Source organism: Gemmatimonadota bacterium (assembly GCA_040882465.1).
Lineage (GTDB): Bacteria > Gemmatimonadota > Gemmatimonadetes > Longimicrobiales > Gaopeijiaceae > JBBEBG01.
This window is the reverse complement of the sequence record JBBEBG010000010.1, coordinates 18985-37841: the sequence shown is the minus strand read 5'-3', so window position 1 is coordinate 37841 and position 18857 is coordinate 18985. Positions and strand designations below refer to the sequence as shown.

Annotated in this window: 20 protein-coding genes; 8 read left to right on the top strand and 12 right to left on the bottom strand. The window is 66.7% G+C overall.

Annotated elements, in window-relative coordinates; genetic code table 11:
- Positions 1-153 precede the first annotated feature (153 nt).
- Positions 154-846: a hypothetical protein gene (locus WEG36_03755; GenBank protein ID MEX1256716.1), complete on the bottom strand. Its 693-nt coding sequence runs from the start codon at positions 844-846 to the stop codon at positions 154-156.
- A 53-nt stretch (positions 847-899) separates the two neighbouring features.
- Between WEG36_03755 and WEG36_03750 the strand changes: the two genes are divergently transcribed.
- A complete protein-coding gene (locus WEG36_03750) occupies positions 900-1328 on the top strand; it encodes a DCC1-like thiol-disulfide oxidoreductase family protein (protein MEX1256715.1) in 429 nt (142 codons plus the stop codon).
- Positions 1329-1478: 150 nt separating this feature from the next.
- Complete coding sequence (tyrS, locus tag WEG36_03745; GenBank protein ID MEX1256714.1) at positions 1479-2765, top strand: tyrosine--tRNA ligase; 1287 nt, start codon at positions 1479-1481, stop codon at positions 2763-2765.
- 53 nt (positions 2766-2818) lie between these two features.
- Here tyrS and WEG36_03740 read toward each other — a convergent pair whose 3' ends face one another.
- Positions 2819-3865, bottom strand: a complete 1047-nt coding sequence (locus WEG36_03740) for a hypothetical protein (GenBank protein MEX1256713.1) — start codon at positions 3863-3865, stop codon at positions 2819-2821.
- A gap of 175 nt (positions 3866-4040) precedes the next feature.
- Between WEG36_03740 and WEG36_03735 the strand changes: the two genes are divergently transcribed.
- Genes WEG36_03735 through WEG36_03725 form a run of 3 tightly spaced genes read left to right on the top strand, consistent with a single transcriptional unit; the run spans position 4041 to position 6295 of the window.
- Entirely contained in the window at positions 4041-4658 is a 618-nt protein-coding gene (locus WEG36_03735) for a DUF411 domain-containing protein (GenBank protein ID MEX1256712.1), read from the top strand.
- A 6-nt stretch (positions 4659-4664) separates the two neighbouring features.
- Positions 4665-5165: a 5-(carboxyamino)imidazole ribonucleotide mutase gene (gene purE / locus WEG36_03730; protein MEX1256711.1), complete on the top strand. Its 501-nt coding sequence runs from the start codon at positions 4665-4667 to the stop codon at positions 5163-5165.
- Entirely contained in the window at positions 5162-6295 is a 1134-nt protein-coding gene (locus tag WEG36_03725) for a 5-(carboxyamino)imidazole ribonucleotide synthase (GenBank protein MEX1256710.1), read from the top strand. The genes purE and WEG36_03725 overlap by 4 nt, the downstream gene beginning before the upstream one ends.
- A gap of 4 nt (positions 6296-6299) precedes the next feature.
- Here the strand turns inward: WEG36_03725 and WEG36_03720 are convergent, their stop codons facing one another.
- Positions 6300-6674: a transcriptional repressor gene (locus tag WEG36_03720; protein ID MEX1256709.1), complete on the bottom strand. Its 375-nt coding sequence runs from the start codon at positions 6672-6674 to the stop codon at positions 6300-6302.
- Positions 6675-6746: 72 nt separating this feature from the next.
- Positions 6747-7145, bottom strand: a complete 399-nt coding sequence (locus tag WEG36_03715; GenBank protein MEX1256708.1) for a MerC domain-containing protein — start codon at positions 7143-7145, stop codon at positions 6747-6749.
- Between the two features lie 215 nt (positions 7146-7360).
- Between WEG36_03715 and WEG36_03710 the strand changes: the two genes are divergently transcribed.
- A complete protein-coding gene (locus WEG36_03710) occupies positions 7361-7843 on the top strand; it encodes a GreA/GreB family elongation factor (GenBank protein ID MEX1256707.1) in 483 nt (160 codons plus the stop codon).
- A 7-nt stretch (positions 7844-7850) separates the two neighbouring features.
- On the opposite strand, the gene WEG36_03705 is transcribed toward WEG36_03710, so the two are convergent.
- Positions 7851-8504, bottom strand: coding sequence for an alpha/beta hydrolase-fold protein (locus tag WEG36_03705; GenBank protein ID MEX1256706.1), 654 nt, complete (start codon positions 8502-8504; stop codon positions 7851-7853).
- 150 nt (positions 8505-8654) lie between these two features.
- On the opposite strand from WEG36_03705, the gene WEG36_03700 reads away from it, so the two are divergent.
- A complete protein-coding gene (locus tag WEG36_03700; GenBank protein ID MEX1256705.1) occupies positions 8655-9236 on the top strand; it encodes a thioredoxin family protein in 582 nt (193 codons plus the stop codon).
- Positions 9237-9591: 355 nt separating this feature from the next.
- Here WEG36_03700 and WEG36_03695 read toward each other — a convergent pair whose 3' ends face one another.
- The 5 genes from WEG36_03695 to WEG36_03675 all read right to left on the bottom strand — a co-directional run bounded on the left by WEG36_03695 (position 9592) and on the right by WEG36_03675 (position 14241).
- Entirely contained in the window at positions 9592-10266 is a 675-nt protein-coding gene (locus tag WEG36_03695; GenBank protein ID MEX1256704.1) for an energy transducer TonB, read from the bottom strand.
- 10 nt (positions 10267-10276) lie between these two features.
- Complete coding sequence (locus WEG36_03690; protein ID MEX1256703.1) at positions 10277-11827, bottom strand: M56 family metallopeptidase; 1551 nt, start codon at positions 11825-11827, stop codon at positions 10277-10279.
- Complete coding sequence (locus WEG36_03685) at positions 11824-12222, bottom strand: BlaI/MecI/CopY family transcriptional regulator (GenBank protein MEX1256702.1); 399 nt, start codon at positions 12220-12222, stop codon at positions 11824-11826. Before WEG36_03685 ends, WEG36_03690 begins: the two co-directional genes overlap by 4 nt.
- A gap of 170 nt (positions 12223-12392) precedes the next feature.
- The gene (locus WEG36_03680; protein ID MEX1256701.1) at positions 12393-13067 is read right to left on the bottom strand and encodes a M50 family metallopeptidase; all 675 of its coding nucleotides are present in this window, start codon (positions 13065-13067) and stop codon (positions 12393-12395) included.
- Between the two features lie 310 nt (positions 13068-13377).
- On the bottom strand, positions 13378-14241 hold the full coding sequence (locus WEG36_03675) for an alpha/beta hydrolase (protein ID MEX1256700.1): 864 nt from the start codon (positions 14239-14241) through the stop codon (positions 13378-13380).
- Between the two features lie 258 nt (positions 14242-14499).
- Between WEG36_03675 and WEG36_03670 the strand changes: the two genes are divergently transcribed.
- Positions 14500-16260 (top strand): SLC13 family permease, encoded by a 1761-nt coding sequence (locus tag WEG36_03670; GenBank protein ID MEX1256699.1) that lies wholly within the window; start codon positions 14500-14502, stop codon positions 16258-16260.
- 233 nt (positions 16261-16493) lie between these two features.
- On the opposite strand, the gene WEG36_03665 is transcribed toward WEG36_03670, so the two are convergent.
- Together WEG36_03665 and WEG36_03660 are read right to left on the bottom strand one after the other, a co-directional pair.
- A complete protein-coding gene (locus WEG36_03665) occupies positions 16494-17798 on the bottom strand; it encodes a metallophosphoesterase (GenBank protein ID MEX1256698.1) in 1305 nt (434 codons plus the stop codon).
- Positions 17799-17833: 35 nt separating this feature from the next.
- Positions 17834-18796, bottom strand: coding sequence for a hypothetical protein (locus tag WEG36_03660; GenBank protein ID MEX1256697.1), 963 nt, complete (start codon positions 18794-18796; stop codon positions 17834-17836).
- Between the last annotated feature and the right edge of the window lie 61 nt (positions 18797-18857).

Here is an 18857-nt window from a genome sequence, read left to right as displayed (position 1 = left end):
CACTCGCTCCGCGCCGCCGACGCCCTGCAACTCGCGGCGGCCCTGATCTGGTCGGAGCGAACGGAAGGCACCGATCTCGTCACCTTCGACGAACGCCTCACGGTCGCGGCCCGGCTCGAGGGGCTGCGCGTTCTCCCGGGCTGAAGGCGCCTCTCAACCCCCCAACCGCACCCGCAGCCCGAACATCAGATGCGGGTAAGCGACAAAGCTCGAGGCGTCGTCTTCGATCTCCCGAATTTCCTCCTCCAGGTCCTCTTCGAGGTCCACCTGCCCGCCGGCCGGGCCCAGGATTCGGATCGAGGCCTTCGGTGCTCCCGTCAGCGCCGCGCCGAGCTCGAAATAGGGCTGCACGCGTCCGGTCACCTTCTGCCAACCGATTCCAAAATAGGGAGCCGTCTCACTTCCCCAGAACTTTCCCTCGATCTCCCCGATTTCTTCCGCGGAATATTTGCTGTCTCCGATTGCGACACTGTCGGAGGGAATTCCGTGAAGCGTCAGGCCGCCCGAGAAGTGTTCCACCCCGGCCGTGAGATGGAAGCTTCCGCCCCAGGGGAAGAAGTCCGCCATCAGGCGAATGATCGGCGACGGGAGCTCCGCGCTCCCCGTTACGTCGTGTTCGTCTTCGTCGATCTCGGGCTCGATCGGAATCCAGCTCACGCCGAGCCGGGCCCCAAGCCGCTCATGCAGGCGCGCGCCCAGCTCCCCGCCGATCCCCGAGGTGCCGATCGTCACCCCGACCGCCGGCGAGATTCCCAGAGGTCCGTCCTGGCCCTGGAGGAACCCGGGAGAAAGGATGAGGATTAGGGTGGGCAGCGCCACCTTCCAAGTTGCTCGGGAAAAATTCATGCTCGGCTCCGGCTCGGATGGATGAAAGTCTGGCGAAAGGCTCCGGGGCCTCCGTGACCGACGAGGGCCCGATCTTCCTCTACGACGGGGACTGCGGCGTTTGCACGAGGAGCGTGCGTTTCCTCCTCGCCCGCGACAAGGACCGGCGGACCGTCCGCTTCGCGAGTCTCCAGGGGGAGGTCGCCGCGCAGGTCGTCGGGCGCCACCCCGAGCTCGCGGGAGTGGACTCCATGGTCTGGTTGGATCCCCGAGCAGGCGCCAACCCTGAGCGGGTTCAATCGCGCTCGGGGGCGGTGATCGCCGCGGGCCTCTACCTCGGGGGTTTTTGGGGTGGGGTGGCGCGCCTCGGTCGGCTCATCCCACGACCTCTCCGCGACTGGGCGTACGACTTCTTCGCGCGTTATCGCCGAAGGATTCCCGGGATGCAGGAGGCCTGCACCCTCCCGACTCCGGAGGAGTCCGCCCGATTCCTCGATTGGTAGGGTCGCGGCACCTCGGCGGCGCGACGCCGAGGCGAAGGGCTCACGGGAATTCCCGCGCGCGCGCCTCCGCCCCCTTTCCCGCGCGCGGCCGCCGCATATGTTCGGAAACCCGTCCCTCATGATCCGCCGCGTCCAAAAAGCCTGAACGTCATGTCCCGACTTGCCTTCTTCGAGGAGCTCCGCTGGCGCGGGATGCTCCACGACGCGACCGAGGGCGCGGAGGAGGCCCTCACTGAGGGCGTCCAGACGGCGTACGCGGGGTTCGATCCGAGCGCAGCTTCCCTGCACGTTGGAAATCTCGTTCCGGTCATGGGGCTCGTGCATCTGCAACGCGCCGGCCACCGTCCGATCGCGCTCGTCGGCGGGGGGACGGGACTCATCGGAGACCCTTCCGGGAAGAGCGCCGAGCGCAAACTCCTCACCCTCGCGGAGACGGCCGCGAACGCCGAGGCGATCTACCGCCAGCTCGAGGCCTTCCTCGACTTCGATGGCGTGCCGAACCCTGCGCGCATGCGGAACAACCGCGACTGGCTGAGTCGGCTCGGGATGCTCGAGTTTCTCCGCGAGGTCGGGAAGCACTTCTCCGTGAACGCCATGCTCCGGAAGGACTCGGTGCGGCGTCGGCTCGAGGACGAGGCCTCGGGGATCAGCTACACCGAGTTCTCTTATCTCCTCCTCCAATCCTACGACTTCCTCCGCCTCTTCGAAGACGAGGGGTGCCGCTTCCAATTCGGGGGCGCCGACCAATGGGGGAACATCACCGGAGGAATCGATCTCGTGCGCCGGGTCACGGGGGAAAGGGCCTACGGCGTCGTCTTCCCGCTCATCACCACCGCCTCCGGAGCGAAGTTCGGGAAGACGGAAGAGGGTGCCGTCTGGCTCGATCCGGCACGCACTTCCCCGTACAAGTTCTACCAGTACTGGCTGAACACCGAGGATGCGGACGCCGGGCGAAACCTCCGCTTTTTCACTCTCCTCTCGCGGGAGGAGATCGAGGCGCTGGAGCGGATCGCCGGAGAGCGACCCGATGCGCGCGAAGCCCAGGAGCGGCTCGCCGCGGAAGTGACGCGTACCGTACACGGGGAAGACGCCGTCGCCCGCGTGCGGAAGGCCTCGCAGGTTCTCTTCGGTGGGGAAGTGCAGGGGCTCTCTCCGGAAGAGGTCGAGGAGATCTTCGCCGATGTCCCTTCGAGCATGCTTTCCAAGGAACGACTGTCCGGTGAAGGAGTCGAGCTCGTCGTCCTTCTCGCCGAGACCGGGGTCGCCACTTCGCGTGGGGACGCCCGTCGCGCGCTGGAGCAGGGGGGAATCTACCTGAACGGAGAGCGGGTCACCGATCCGCACCGCACGCTCGTTTCGGCGGACCCGCTGCACGGGCGCTTCCTCTTGTTCCGGCGCGGGAAAAAGAGCTACCACCTCGCGCGAGTGGAGGGGTAATCGCTCCAGCGCAGTCGGGCTGATCGCGAGGGGCGAACGCGTTTTTCGCGCTCCTATATGATCCCCACACTCCAGGAGAACGCAGCGCCGTATTTCGCCTTGAGCTGCGGTCCGTCCAGGTTCTGATGCACCGGAAGGAGGAACTCCGCCCGGATCAAATTGCGGCGGAGGGGGCCCTCTGCGAAGCGGATGTTGATTCCGATCGGAAGCTCGATGCGCGTCCCCCCCTGGAGCTCCGGGTGGGCCATCGGACTGCTCAGGTGGTCCACGTCGGGATCGAAGCCCTCGATGCTCCCCGTCTTCCGGAAGTGGATGCGCACCGAGCCGCTCACCCAGTCGGTGAAGCGGTACGCCATCCAGAGACTTCCTTCGAAGCCGCCCCCGCGAGTCCACCCCCGGTCGTTTTCCCCGATGGGGATCCGCGCATGCCCCCGGATTCCGACCGTCCCGGCCTCGTTTTCCGCCACGAAGGCCGCGCCCGGGAGGAGGACCAGGGTGCCGTCTCCGGGTTGAAGCGGATAAGGAAGGAGCTGGTCCGCGAAAGGCGCATTCGGGAGCTGGCCGATCTCCTCCACGCTCCCGGTCGGGACGGCGGCGCCGATCGAGAGGTGCGCCCGATAGGGCCAGGCCTGGTGCAACGCGTAAAGCAGATGAAACTCGATGTCTCCGAGGCCGGAGGCCGAAGGGGATCCCACGAGATTTTCGGTGGCCAACTCGGCGGAGTTCGAGACGAAGGGGACGCGGACCGATGCGCCGAGCCAATCCAGAAGTCCGACGCGTGCCTCGAACTCGTGCCGCTGACGGGACATCGAGAGCGGGACCATGTCGAAAGCCGGCCACTGTGGTGTCCCGCTCAGGACGAGGATGGGAGGAATCTCGTCGGTCTCGAAGAGGAGATCTTCGTAGCTCATCACACGGAAGGTGTACGAGACTTCGATCCCCCCCTGGGAGAGGAAGGCATCTTCGGAGATCCCTGCCGGGGCCCGGGCATCGGGACGCGGCATCCAGTCTTCCACGGGAAGCTGGGCCGACGCGGATCCGGTGCAGGCCAACAGGCCGATGGACAGGAGGAACATCACCGTCGGGCGCGAACGCGGCATGAAGCTCTTCTCCTCTGAACTCGTCCTCGGGGAATCCGGGGCTCGGGGAGCCGGCGGCCAGCCAAATCTATCCATTACCGTCCAAATGCGAAACATCTGTTTATAAGGGACGCGAAAGTCCGAATTGCCCCGTCGGAACCTGCAAGCCCCGGGCCAGTAGCCCGGATGCAAGTCCGTGGCTAGCTTAGAGAACACACCATTTCAGGGCACGGATATGCACGATCGAAAGCCATTCATTTACGGGGGTGCCCTCCTCGCGGTCGTCGTGCTGGCCGTGGGCGTCCTCTGGTACCGGTCTCAAGAAGCCCCTTTGGCCGCTGCGGCGGGGGCCCCGGCCGGAACTCTTTTCGGAGCCTCGGGGCCCGCGGATCCGGCGATGTCGCCGATTTCGCTGGAGCGCACCGAGGCCATCCCGATGACGGTTTACCTGACCCCGACCTGTGGCTGCTGCGCCGGGTGGGTCGAGCACCTGGCCCAACACGGGTTCGAAGCGGAGCTCCATTACATGAGTGACGCGGAGCTCGGGGCGAAAAAAGGGGAGCTTGGGATCAGTCCTGAGCTCTCCTCCTGCCATAGCGCGGTCGTGAACGGGTACGTCGTCGAGGGACATGTGCCGGGAGAGGTCATCCGTCAGCTCCTCGCCGAAGCGCCCGCCGCGCGCGGGATCACGGCGCCGGGGATGCCGGTGGGTTCGCCGGGGATGGAGGTGGACGGGATCGTACAGCCCTACGACGTCCTCCTCTTCACCTCCGACGGCCGGACCCGGGTCTACTCCCAGCAAGGCCGGAACTAACCCCGCATGGCCGGTCCGCTCGTGGGCGTCGTCATGGGGTCCCGGTCGGATTGGGAGACGATGTCACACGCCGCCGAGACCCTCTCGGCGCTCGAGATCCCGCACGAATCCCGGATCGTCTCCGCGCACCGAACCCCCGACCTTCTCTTCGAATACGCCTCGACCGCCGAGTCGAGGGGGCTCAAGGTGATCGTCGCGGGCGCGGGAGGCGCCGCCCACCTCCCCGGGATGCTCGCGAGCAAATCGATCCTTCCGGTCCTCGGCGTTCCGGTGCAGTCGCGCGCGCTCCAGGGGCTCGACTCGCTCCTTTCGATCGTGCAGATGCCCGGGGGAATCCCGGTGGGAGTGCTCGCCATCGGCCGCGCCGGCGCGATCAACGCAGCCCTCCTCGCCGCGGGAATTCTCGCCACGGCAGACGCGGGGATCCGTGAGCGGCTTCGCGCCTACCGCGCCGTGCGGACCGAAGCGGTGCTGCGGGATCCGGATCCGACCCTTCCGCCTCCGTGAGCGTCGGGAGGACACCGCCCCCCTCTTCGCCCTGGAGTCGCACCGTCGGGGTCATCGGGGGCGGACAACTCGGCCGGATGCTCGCGCTAGCGGGCATTCGTCTCGGCCTTCGCTTTCGTTTCCTCGATCCGAACCCCGATCCTCCCGTGCGCGAGCTCGGCACCGTCGTGCGCGCCGCCTACGACGACCCGGAGGTCCTCGAGGCCTTCGGTGAAGGGCTCGACGTCATCACGTACGAGTTCGAAAACGTCCCCGCCGGGGCGGCGAAGCGCCTCGCCTCGATGGCGCTCGTCCTTCCGCCTCCCGCCGCGCTCGAGATGACGCAGGACCGGCTGGCGGAAAAGGAAGCGTTCCGGCGACTCGGGATCCCGACGCCCCCCTTCGCGGCCGTGGATGGATTCGCGGAGCTGGAGGGAGCGGTCCGCGAGCTCGGGTTCCCGGTCGTCCTCAAGACGCGGCGGTTCGGCTACGACGGGAAGGGGCAGCGCGTCCTGCGCGCGGAGCCGGAAGTGACGCCGGCATGGGAGGCCCTCGGCGGCGTTCCCCTCCTCGCGGAGGGATTCGTCTCCTTCGAGCGCGAGCTCTCCATTCTCGGCGTCCGTGGTCGGGAGGGTGAGACCCTCTTTTACCCGCTCGTCGAAAACGTGCATCGGGAGGGCATCCTCCGGACGTCGCGTGCTCCGGCGGAACGGCTCGCCGAAGGACGCCAACAAGAAGCCGAGGAGATCGCTGCGCGGATTCTGGACGAGCTCGACTATGTGGGAGTCCTCGCGGTCGAGCTCTTCGACACCTCGAAGGGACTTCTCGCGAACGAAATCGCGCCTCGCGTGCACAACTCGGGGCACTGGACACAAGACGGCGCGGCGACCAGCCAGTTCGAGAATCACCTCCGCGCCATCCTCGGGCTCCCGCTGGGGAGTCCGGAGCCGCGGGGTTGGTCGGGGATGGTGAATCTACTCGGGACCATGCCTGAACCCGCCGCCCTCCTCGCCCTCCCCGGGACCCATCTCCACCTCTACGACAAGCCGCCCGCTCCCGGCCGAAAGCTCGGCCACGTGAACGTCGTGGCCGCATCCCCGGGGGAACGGGAACGGAAGATCGCTCTGGTGGAAGAAGTGCTGCGCGGCTGACTTCTTACGCCGCGCAGGCCTCGCAGAGGCCGTAGAGGACGAACTCGTGGCTCTCGAGCCGGAAGCCGTCGGGAGTCACGGACCGGAGGTTTCCGGGGCACCCGTCCACCTCGTACACCCGGTCACAACTCCGGCAGTGGAAGTGGTGGTGATGACCCTTCCCGGCGATCTCGTAGCGCGAGGGTTCGCCCGGGAGATCCACGGGGACGATCCATCCGTCGTCTTGAAGACTCTTGAGATTGCGGTAGATCGTCGCGATCCCGAGACCACCCACATGGGAGCGGGCGGCGTCGAGGAGCTCTTTGGGGCTGAGCGGATGCCCGGCCTCCTCGAAGGTTTTTCGAATCGCGCGTCGCTGACGCGTTTCTCTTTGGATCAACGGAAGGGCACGCAGTACAGGAAGAAGGACCGCGAATCGTGTTGCTTAGGGTACTACGGACCAGGGCGGGATTCAACCGCCCGCGACACGGTGCGTGTGGCGAGCGCGTGCGAGCCAGAAGAGGCCGGCGGCGGCGGCGAGTGATGCGAACGCGGTCGTGAGGTCCTGCGGGAGGGGATCGAGGACTCGGAGAAGGGACGCGACCCAGAGCGCGACTCCGAGAAGGAGGAGACCCGCGGGACGGAGGTCGCGTGAGGTGTGCCGGTGCCGGGGGACGGTGATCCCTCCGAAGAGGACCGTCGCCCCGAGAAATCCCCACTCCACTCCGGAGGTGGTGGCGAAGACGGGAAGCGCCGCCGCGAGGACGGGAGTCGCCGCGCAGTGCATGGCGCAGGCGAGCGGGGCCAGCGCCGTCCAGCGCGTGCTCGTCCCCGTTGGATGCCGGGGTGTTCCGTAACTGGTTTCCAGCAAGATTCCTCCCTCGCAGTAAACGATAATATAATATCATTAAGAGAGAGACCGAGTCAAGAGGTGCCCTCCCCTCCGGCCCGTGCGGGTGATACTATGGTCCAATACGGCGCAGGTCGGCCGTCACGACGGAGAGTCCCACCGCGGGTCCGCCTTCCCAGGCAACTTGAGTCCTCTGGAGCCGGGCCCCGGGTTCTTATTGCACCCGAGGAAGGGCCATGCTGGACGAAATCCGAGGGCGGATCGAACAGGAAATCGAGAACCTCGCGCACGAGCTCAACGTCGTACTCCCCGACCGGATTTCGAAGGCGGTGGAGCTCGGCGACCTGCGGGAGAACTCCGAATACAAGTCCGCCCTCGAGCGGCAGATCTTCGTGCAGGTGCGGATCAGCCACCTTTCGCTCCGCATGTCGGAGCTCTCGAAGATCGATGTGCAGGCGATGCCCCTCGACCGGGTCGGCTTCGGCTCGCGGGTGACGATCGTGGACGTGGAGATGAAGGCGGAGATGACCTTCACTCTCGTCGCGGGAGACTTCATGGATCTGGACGGCGGGCAGGTGTCGCTCGCTTCGCCGATCGGACGCGGCCTCCTCGGCTCGAGGGAAGGAGAGGACGTGACCGTGGAGCTTCCCGTCGGGGCGCGCCGCTTCCAGGTGAAGGAAGTCCTCACCCTTCCTCAGCAGCTCGGACTCGCCGAGTGATCGCGCGTTAAGCTTTCTCCGCTGCGACGCGATCCAACCAGCGGCGGAAGGCCCGCAACTCGCCGGGCGAGATCTGGTGCCCGCCGGGGTGATCCACGGTGTCGAGCACGGCGCCCGCTTCGCCGAGGATGCGCCGGCTCTCTTCGGCCATCGTGAAGGGGATGTTGGGATCGGCGCGGCCATGCCCCCAGAAGACCTCGAGGCCCGCGGCCGACCCGGGGCCCATCTCCACGACGGGGGATTCCACCAGGAAGCCCGAGAGGACGGCCACTCCGGAAAGCTGCCCCGGCCGCGAAAGGGCCCAGGCCAGTCCCATCGTCCCTCCCTGCGAAAAGCCCCCGAGGATTTTGGGACCGGGCCGCACCGGAAGGTTGGCACCCAGGGTATCGAGGAAGTCGTCGAGCGCCGTGAGGCCCTCCTCGAGCGTCTCGTCCGCCACCCGACGTCCACCGGAGTAACGGTACCAGGCCCAGCCGGGGCCGTATCCCCAGGGCGCTCCGGGGAAGGGTGCGCGGGGCGTGACGAGGATCGCGTCGGGGGGAAGAAAGGAGACGATCCCCTGGAGGTCGTGCTCGTCGGAGCCCCGCCCGTGGAGGAGGACGACGAGCGGGCTCCCGTCGCGCGCGCCTTCGGGGATGTGACTGAGGGATTCGAGGCTCATGGTCCAGTTGATAGCACATGCCGGAGCGGAAGTTCCTCGCGGCCAACGGCCCGCGAGACGTCGAACAGCGTGGACCCCGACCCCGAGGGAGGGGTACGCGAAGCCCGATCACTCCACCGGACGAACCATGCACAAAACCAGGAGCCGCTGATGGCACGCGTCCCCTCCACGATGCTCGCGCTGGGTACCAGGGCGCCCTCTTTTTCTCTCCCCGATCCTTCCGGAAAGGTAGTGTCGTCCGAAGACTTCGCCGACGCGTCCGGGCTCCTCGTGATGTTCATCTGTCCCCACTGCCCCTTCGTTCGGCACGTGCGCGCCGAGCTCGCGGCCTTCGCGCGCGACTACCAGCCGCGCGGGCTCGCGGTCGTCGCGATCAACTCGAACGACGTCGCGCAGTTTCCGGACGATGCACCGGAGAAGATGGCGGAGGAAGCCAAGGAAGTCGGGTACACCTTTCCCTACCTCTACGACGAGAGCCAGGACGCCGCGCTCGCGTATCGCGCCGCGTGCACCCCCGACTTCTATCTCTTCGACGGGGAGCGGAAGCTCGTGTATCGGGGCCAGCTCGATGGGAGCCGTCCCGGGAACGACGTCCCCGTGACTGGGGCGGACCTTCGCCGCGCGGCCGACGCCCTTCTCGCCGGAAAGGCGGTCTCAGAGAACCAGATGCCGAGCCTCGGGTGCAACATCAAATGGAAGCCGGGGAACGCGCCGGACTATTTCGGGGGGTGAACGCGGGGCCGGGCCCCAACCGGAAATGAAGAAGGGCCGCCGACAGACTTCGTCGGCGGCCCTTTTTTCACGCCGTCCAGCCTAGCGCGATCAAACGCGCGGCCTGAACAGCGAGCGATCGATTCGGCTGTTACCGGCCGATGCGGCGACCGCTTGCCCGTGCCAGGCTGGATGGACTACTAGGGCTAGACAAGGGATCACCTCCTTTTTACGGGGAAACATCGGGCGTGTCTCCGGCGGGATCAGAGTCCCGCGGTCCGGATCGGCTTTGCACTCTGGCTCGGCTCGATCGGCCCAGTCCCCATACGGGGGACGCTCCGAAGGTATGTAACGAACGTCCTCAGGTAAAGACTCTTCATTCCGGCTCGAAAAGAATCGAAATCTCGACCCAGACGGGAACCCGCTCGCCACGATTGAGGGCGGGGGTGAATTCGATGCGCGGGGCCACCTGGAGCGCCGCTTCGTCGAGCTGGGACTGCCCCGAGCTCACCGCGACCAGCGCCGTCTCCACGACGCCTTCGGCGTTGATGAAGAAGTGGAGGCGGACCTCCCCTCCGATCCGCGCGTCGCGCAGCATCGCGGGGTAAGCGGCCTGGAGGAGACGGCGAAACTCGTCCCGGTTCCGGACTTCGGGAGCCACTTCCACCGGGGTGAAGTGGGGCGCGTTCGTGAGGTCGACCGCGCTCTGCGCCCGCGGCGCCGGGAGCGGCGTGTTCAGGTACTCCTCGATGGTCGTGACGGGGATCGTGATGTTCTCGTCGATCTGCGCCGCGGTGACCACGGGGCTCGCCGGGCGCTGGATCTGCTCGGGCGGTGGGGGCGGGGCCACCTCGGGCGGCATGTCGATCGTGGTGATCTCGCTCATGTCGAAGCCCGCCGCGGAGGCTTGGAGCTCGGGCCAGAGGACGAGGACGGCCGCATGCGCGATCGTGGCGGCGACGATCGCGTTCCAGAGCCAGGAGTCGAAGGACCGCTTCAGCCGGTCGTTGGCGGTCTCGGGGCGACCGTTCGGACTCGTGCCGGATGGCATGGGACCCTCCTCAGTTGGACCGGAAGGTGACGGGAATGGACACCCACACGGGGACGGGCCGATCCCGGTTGAGCGCGGGGGCGAATTCGAATTCGCGTGCCGCACGAAGGGCGGCGGCGTCCAGCTGGGCCTGCCCGGAGCTCTCGTGTATGGCCGCGTTTCCGACCGCGCCGGTCTCGTCGATGAAGAAGTGGACGATGACCGTTCCGCCGACTCCCGCGTCGCGGAGCATGGCTGGGTACTCACTTTCCAGGATCCGTTGGACGCTTGGTGCGTTTCGGAGCTGAGGCGCCACTTCGAAGGGGGTGAAGGCGGGCGCGTCGCGCATCCGGGCTGCGGCTGCTTCGGCCTCCAGTTCGCTCACGGGGACGTCACGAAACTCAGAGCGAAAGACGCTGTCGTACGCGGCCGGTGGGGTCAACTGGGGAGTCCGCGGCTGATCCGCCGCCACCGGACTGTCGCCCACGGCCTCGGAGGGTGCGACCCCTGTCTCGCGGTCCGGAAGCGGGTCGGTTCCGGACGAGCGCGGCGGGTCCTGCGCCGCAGCCGAGACCTCCTCCTCGATGGCCGGGGCGTCCGCTTCACAGGCGACGGCCACCAGCCCCACGGCGATCACTCCCGCGAGTATCGAGAGCGGGACGCCGATCCGTCGTGATTTCTTTTGCATGGCTTTCAACCTGCGTTCGAGGAGAGAAGACGACCCGGCGAAGGCCGGCGACAGGACCGCTTCGCGGCACCGCACGCTGCCCAGATGAAGGAGGAGGCGGCCGTATTTCGCCGCGGGGGCGCCTCGCGCGAGGACGCGACGGTCGCAGTCCACTTCCACGGCGTCGCGCAGCCGCCGGAACTGCCACCAGAGCGATGGATTCCAAGGCATGAGGACGAGGGGGAGGAGAGCCAGCGCTAGAAGACGCGGATCCCCGGCCCGCAGATGCTCCTCTTCGTGCGCGAGCATGAGATCGAGCTCCTGTGGATTCGCCCACTCGGCCCAGGCGGGGAGGACGATCTCCGGCCGCACGACGCCGATGACCGCCGGTCCCATTCTGGGAGAGACGCGCACCTTCCGTCCTCGAATTCTGCGCACCGACCACTGACGCTTCCGGCGGGTCGTCGTCGCCCCGGCGAGGAGGAGGACGATCGCCATTGCGAGCGATCCCGTGATCCAGGCGGCCGCGACCCCCCTCTGAACCTTTTCTCCGGCCGGGAGGAGAGCTTGCCCATCCCTCAACGCTTCGGTCACGCGCTCCCCGAGCCGCGAGAGGAAGAGGAGCGGCCCCGCGTTCAGGAACTCGCTTTCGGAGCCGAGCGCTCCGCCCAACTCGACTCCGCTCGCCCCCGAGACCGTCGCCGGGAGGCCCGATTCGGCGAGCGCTTCCCCCTGGCTCGGCGATGGGAATAACGCGCCTCCGAGAGGAACCCCGATGGAGAGAAGCAGGGAAGCCAGCCAGATCCAGCGTGTGGGGGCGCGCTGTAGCGCGAGCCCACGGTCCAGGGACCACGCGGCGCCGCCGACGAGGAGGCTCACCACCAACGCATAGACCATCCACCCCGTGAGCGTCATGGGTCCGCATCGCCTCCTTCGCCCTCTTCCTCCACGAGCTCGTCCAGGATCTTCTTCATCCTGCGAAGCTCCGCGGGAGAGATCGGCCGTTCCTCGACGAGTCGGGCGAGGGTGAGCTCCGCGGATCCGTGGAAGATCTTGCTCACGATCCTCCCGAGCGCGGTTCTCCCGGCGTCCTCCGACTCGACGGTGGGGAAATAACGGTACGCGCGACCCTCCTGCTCATGGCGCACGTGCCCCTTCTCTTCCAGGATCTGGAGGAACTTCAGGACGGAGGTGTAACCCGTCTCGTAAGGGAGCCTCTCGCGCACCTCGGTCACCGTTCCGGACCCCTCGGACCAGAGGACGCTCATGATGTCCAGCTCCCGTTCCGTGAAGACGACATCCCCGCCCATTCGGTTTCCTCCTTGCTCTCAAGTGGTGAGACGAGCCATCTCCCCGGGGATGCACACTCGCCGGGAAGGACGAACAATACGAACTGATTCGTATCCTACGATAATACCCCGTCGCCCCGATGTCTACCTTTTTGTTCGTAGTGAAGCCGGGAGGCGGGTTGGCGGCGCCTTCAATAATGCCGGTACGCGCGTCGGAAGAGCCAGGCCGAGATGCCGAGAGCCATGGTAATCCAGAGGGCTCCCCAGACCAGTGTCGGCACTCCGGTGAGCTCACCGAGCATCGCGGCATCGGAAGGGAGCTCCGGGCGGTCGAGGACGTCGCTCTTGATGTCGAGAACGGCGTAGAGGCAGCTCGTGAGCCCGAGGACTTCGAGAACCCTCCGGTTCGTGGGAAGCGAAAGGTGTCGAGCCGTGAGGATGAGGGCGATCCCGAAGGCGGCGCCGAAAACGAAGCCGAAGATCCCGCGCACGAAGAGAAGGGTAAGGAGGAGCATCATCGCACCCGCGATCCGCACCACGAGGTGCACGCGGCTTCGGGCGCGCCATCCCGCCTCGAGGATCACGCCGCCCCAGACGAGGCTTCCCAGATAACCGGCGGAGAGGGTGAGGAAGGCGTTTCCTCCCGGGCAATAACAGGCACCCCCGAGCCGTGGGTTAATCGTGATTTCCTGGATCGAGCCGCCGGTCGCCACGGCCGCGATCCCATGGCTGATCTCGTGGAGGAAGATGACGAAGAGCTTGAGCGGATAAACGACGGGTGTGTTCCAGAGGAACCAGAGCGCACCGAAGTAGAGCGCGAACCCCGTCAGGAAGACGAGGGGATTTTTTTTTGATCGGGAGGGCATTTAACGATCCCGCGCCTGGCGGCTCCAACCAGATGAGTCGAGCGATTCCTCCTCCGGCGCGCGGCCGGCTGAGTGCGCAGGGTTCAGAACACCCAACCCGCAGTCGACTGTGGCGATCCCGGGAATCCGGGAAAGGATCGAGATGTCGCCGCCTCTCCGTCGACCGACTTTGGTGCCCCACCGATCGCCATAAATCACAGCGGCCGCGCGCCGGAAGCCCGCCATACGAAGTCGCGGGAAAAAAGAAGGCCCGCCCGGACGATGTGTCCGGGCGGGGCCTTCTTTTTCGATCACGGGTGTGCCCGAGACCTCAGCGCGTCGCGACGGCGGCGTTGACGAGGTGCTTGGTGAACCACTCCACGACCTCCCGCTGGCCGCGTTGCGCGTCCTCCCCCCGGAATCCGTGCCCCTGGCCGGGGAAGGGGATGAACTCGGCGGTGACGCCGCTCTCCTGGAAGATGGCGTGGAGGCGCTCGCTGTGCGCGATCGGCACCAGGGTGTCTTCGTCCCCGTGCATCAGGAGGGTGGGCGGAGTGTCCCCGTCCACATGGAGAACGGGCGAGATGGACTCCGCGAGCGTCGGGTCGAAGTCGAGCGCGGGGAAACGCTCGCTCGGGCCGGCCCAGCTACGGAGGTCCGTCGGGGGGAAATAGGCGACGACCGCCGCGATCCGGCTGGGAGCGGACTCGACCGGGGTCGTGCCGGCAGCGTTCCCTTCGTCGGCGGTCAAGCCGAGCATGAGCGAGAGGTGACCCCCCGCGCTCGAGCCCCAGACGCCGAGCCGCTCCGGATCCACGCCGAACTCCGTCCCGTGGAGATTGATGTAGCGGGTCGCGAGCTTCACGTCGGAGAAGGCGTCGGGGACGAGGTAGCGCGGGCTGCTTCCGTGTCGCACCGAAAAGACGGTGAAGCCCTGGTCGAGGAGGAAGCGGTAGCGCTGGACCGCCTGTTCGGGCGGCGTCCAGCTCGACACCCATCCGCCGCTCACCATATGGATGAGCCCGATCCCGTTGGCGTTCGACTCGGGCTGGAACACGTCGAAGGTCATCGCCATCCCGTCCTTGTGCCCGTAGACCACGTCCGGCGTGATTTCGACCGGGGCCTGGGCAGCCACCGGGAGGGCGGCCAGGAGGAGGATCGGAAGAAGGAGTCTCGGTCTCAGTGCGCGGCTCATCGTTGTTCTTCTCCTTTGAAAGGCCGAGGCGCCCGCGAGGGCGCCCCACATCGGGCTGGGTCCCCCGGGCCATGGGGCCATCGGGGGGGCCACCCGAGCCGATCCAGAATAGGAGCGGTCCGGCTCCGGGTGCAAGGCTGGACCACCGGACACTTTCGATCAGAGGGGGCGGGCGTAGCCCCGGAGGCGGGCGCACCGTTAGACTGATTCCGCCACGGCCCCCGTAGTCCCCCCAAGACCCCTCTCGACCAGACCCCGATGGAGATCGCGTTCGTCCTCGGGCTGCTCGTCCTCGCGGTGGTCCTCTTTTCGCTCGAGATCCTTCCCGTGGATCTCGTCACGCTTCTTCTCATCGTCGCTCTTGTCCTGGGGGGTGTGCTCGAACCCGCCGATGCGTTCGCGGGTTTCGCGAGCGAGATCATCTTCATTCTCGCCTCGATCTTCGTCGTGAGCGGCGCTCTTCAGCACACCGGCGTCCTGGGTGGACTGGGGCAGCGCCTCTCCCGATCGGCGGGGGGGAACGCGCGCAGGCTCGCGACCCTGTTTTCGGGAGCCACCGGCCTCGTCTCGACGGTGACGAACAACACGACCGCCACCGCGGTTTTTTTGACCCCAGCGCTCGAGGCCGCCCGCGAGAGCCGCACGAGTCCCTCGAAGCTCCTCCTCCCTCTTGCCTACGGGTCCATCCTCGGGGGGACCTGCACGCTCATCGGAACCTCGACGAACGTGGCCGTGAGCGGCGCGATGGCGGGATACGGGCTGGAGCCGCTGACGCTCTTCGAGCTGACGCCCGTCGGCCTGATCCTCTTCGGCGTCGGAATTCTGTATCTCTCCACCATCGGTTACCGGCTCCTCCCCGATCACCGCGACGAAAGCCTCTCCGACGCCTACGAGATCCGGGAATACCTCACGGAGATCGTAGTGGGCGCAGACGCGGGACTCGTGGGTCAGAGCGTCTTCGAATCCGATCTCGCACGGATGGGATACCGCGTCCTCGAAGTCGAGCGGGAGGGGCACGTCTTCCTCCCCACTTCGGAAACCCGCATGGAGGCGGACGACGTCCTCCTTATCCAGGCGAGCGTCGAACAACTCGCACGACTTCGGACCACCCCCGGCCTCGCCATCAAGGAGCTCCGGGTGGGGGACCGCGAGCTCCAGCCCGGAGCGGTGCGGCTCGCCGAGGCGATGGTGGCGCCCAAGTCCAACCTGATCGGGCGGACGCTCGCCGAGGTGAGATTCCGTCAACAGTTCGGAGTCACGGCGCTGGCCATCCACCGGGGCGGGCACGCGGAGCCGGCGAGAGTCGGCCGCGAGCGCCTGCGTCAGGGCGACCTCCTCCTGATCCAGGGCCCGCGCGATCGAGTCCAAACGCTCCTTCGTGACCCGAACCTCTGGGTGCTGGAGACGCCGGGAGCGCGGAGTCTCCCCGAGCGGCGAAGGGGACTCTACGTCGCCGGATTTTTCGTCGTCGCCCTGGCGTTCGGCGCCTCGGGTCTCGTGCCACTCTCGGCCGCGCTGCTGGCCGCCGCGGTCGCCTCCGTGCTCGTGCGCGCCATCACCACGGAGGAGGCGTACCGGTTCATCGAATGGAAGCTGCTGATCCTGATCGGCGGGATGACCGCCTTCGGCACGGCGATGACGGACAGCGGAGCGGCCGCGCTTCTCGCGGATGGGATCGCCGGCGCGCTCGGTCCGCTGGGTCCGCTGGCCGTCCTCGGGGGTTTCGCGGTGCTGACCGTCCTCCTCACCCAGCCCATGTCGAACGCCGCGGCGGCGCTTCTCGTCCTCCCGGTGGCGATCCATGCCGCGACCGAGCTCGGTGTGGACCCGAGGACCTTCGCGGTGACCATCGCGCTCGCGGCCTCGGTCTCGCTCGCGACCCCGCTCGAACCGTCCTGCCTCATCGTGTACGGGCCCGGGAAGTATCGCTTCCGCGACTTCGTGATCGTGGGAGGGCCGCTGACGCTCGTGCTGATTGCCGTCTTGCTCGTGCTGGTGCCCGTCTTCTGGCCGATGTAGGGTGGGGTAGGGACAGGACGAATCTTCCTTGCCAGTTACGCTTTCCGAGCAGAGGCAGGTCTCCCATGCGCGCCTTACGAATTCGTGCTCTCAGGCTCACCGTCGCGGGAGGATAGGAGCTTCAAAGGCCGCGGGTAGGATCCTCCGTCCCACCTGCGATTCGCAAGGACCCGCGGACCGTTTGGACGGCCGCGACGGCGCCTCGGTGCTCCACCCACGGACGAGGCGCTTCTCTACAATGGCTCCGGGGGACCCTCCACCCCGATTCGCCAACTCCGATGCCGCCCGCCGCTCGCATCTCTCACGAGGAGAAGGAGCTCGGTCGCCGGCTCCAGGAGATCGACCGCTACGAGGCGGCCCTCGTACCGGCCTTCGATCGAGGGAAGGGGGGTGTGACCCACCACGTGGAGATGTGCGTCGAAGCGCTCCAGAACCGCATCGAGAGCCGGGCCCAGCGTGTCCTGGTTCACGTAGCCCCTGTACCAGAGAACGCTCTCTTCCTGGAACACCAACTCGTAGCGTCGTGCCAGGGCTGCCGAGTCGGTGACGATGACCTCGTCGTACTGGTCCCGAAGGAAGGGAACCGCCGCCCGGTCGGTGACGACGGCCACGGTACTATCGGCCCATCGGTAGAAAATCTCATCGTGCAGGAAGGCGCGGATCGAGTCGTTCAACATCTCGACCGACGTTTCCAGGACGCTGGGGGCGACACCCCCGTGCGCCAGTAGAACACCGTCGACCCACATCACGGCGGGGCGATCGGCGAGCCATCGTCCCAGGACCGACTCTCGGGTGTCGAAGAGCTCCGGATATGGCACGCCGTGAAGCGAGGCGAGGAGTAGCTCTTTTTCAGTGACGTAGCGCAGGTCGTGCGTGAAGATCATCGTCTCGTGATTGCCCAGCACTACGTGGGCACCACCGCCCGCTGTCTCAGCCTCGCGCTCGAGCCCGTAAAGGAACCAGAGCGTGCGCGTCACGTCGGACCCTCGGTCGAATATGTCTCCCAGGAAGACGACGTGGCTGCGTCCACCGGTCCATCGTCCTCCTCTGTCGACGAGACCCGCGTTTCCCAGGAGTGCGATCAAACGATCGTACTCGCCGTGCACGTCCCCTACGACGAAAAGAGAATCCACTCCCTTCAGGACCGCCGCTGGGGGACCTTCTTCCTGCAGGCGGATCGTCGTGATGTGCAGAGGAGCCTCCGTCGAAGCGCCATAGTGGAGGACGATGTCCTCGGAAGATGGGATGGGAATCGTCGCCAAGTGGGAAAAATCGACCGGCGTCTCAACACGGTGGATCGTGCGTCCGGCGGCAACGACCTCAAGGACCCCTCGGGCCGGTGACGGCGTGAGCCATCCGACCGCGAGATCTCCTCCGCTCCGCGAGACCCGGAGGCCATACTCACCCTCGACACGCGGCTGGGAGGCCAGGGGAAAGGGATGAAGCAGGACGAGGGCGGCGATCACCGGGGTGGCGCGCCGCCAATGCCACGTCCGGGCCCCCCGTGCGGAGGGATTGGGGTGCGCCATCTGGCTCATGGGTCCTCCGGATGCGATCGCGGCGCGGTCCGTGGTCAGAACGTTGTCAGGCGACCCTGATCGACCCTCGCGAGAAAGGCTTCGATCCGGTTCCAAATCTCCGAGATTTCCCGGTCCGTCAGGCCGATCTGGACCACGCCATCTTCTTCCCGTACACCGTCGCCGGGGTCCAGGTTTGCGGCCGGCCCGACCCGGACCAGCTCCCCATCCACGATCTCGAATTGCGCCAGCACGCCGAGCTCGGCCCGAAGGCGCGCCTCTGAGAGGCCTCGAAGTCGTTCAACGGTGGCTCCCGGAAATCGATTCACATGGAGCGTCCGCCACTCCGTGCCCCGGTTGCTGTCCGGGCTTCGAAAGGCGACGCCGTTGTCCACGGAGAAGACGCGGGGATTTCCATCGAAGGTGGAAATGAGCAGGTTGCCTGGATTCGAATCCGAGTGCCAGATCAGATGGGTGAAGAGATTCGCATTGGCCCAATGCCGGGCGTACAGGGAATCCGCCTCGAAACGTTGAAGGTCGAACACGCCCTCGTCGGTTACCCCGTACAAGAAGTACTGGAGGACGACGAGCACGGACGCGGCACCGGAAAAGGTGGGATCCACGTCGTCGTTCACCGCTTCGTACCACTCGAGGGACACGATTCTCGGGACCGTCGGAGGCACGACGAAATCGGGTTCGTCCAGAAAGAGCTTCTGGATCTCGTAAGCCGCGATCTCGTACCGGGGCACGTTGTTGAATCTGTTCCCACCTCGGGGTGCCGGCGCCCACTTGGTCAGAAGTACGGTCCCGTCCTCGAACAAGAGTTCCACCCGCTGAGTGCGATCGTTCGGGGAACGGGTCCCGATCAGGACAGCTGGCGGCTCGAACGGGGCATACGCGAGGAGGTGCTCGATCGAGTCCGTCGGGAGTGGGACGTTGAGGTCCTGCGCAGGAAGCGTGCCCGGCTGCGCGACGAACGCCGCCATGGCGGCCACCAGAACCGACTGGAGTGTGCGCATTAGGGTCCTCCCTCGATCATTTCGGGTGGTCGATCGGAAGAGACTCGCGGAAGACGAGCGT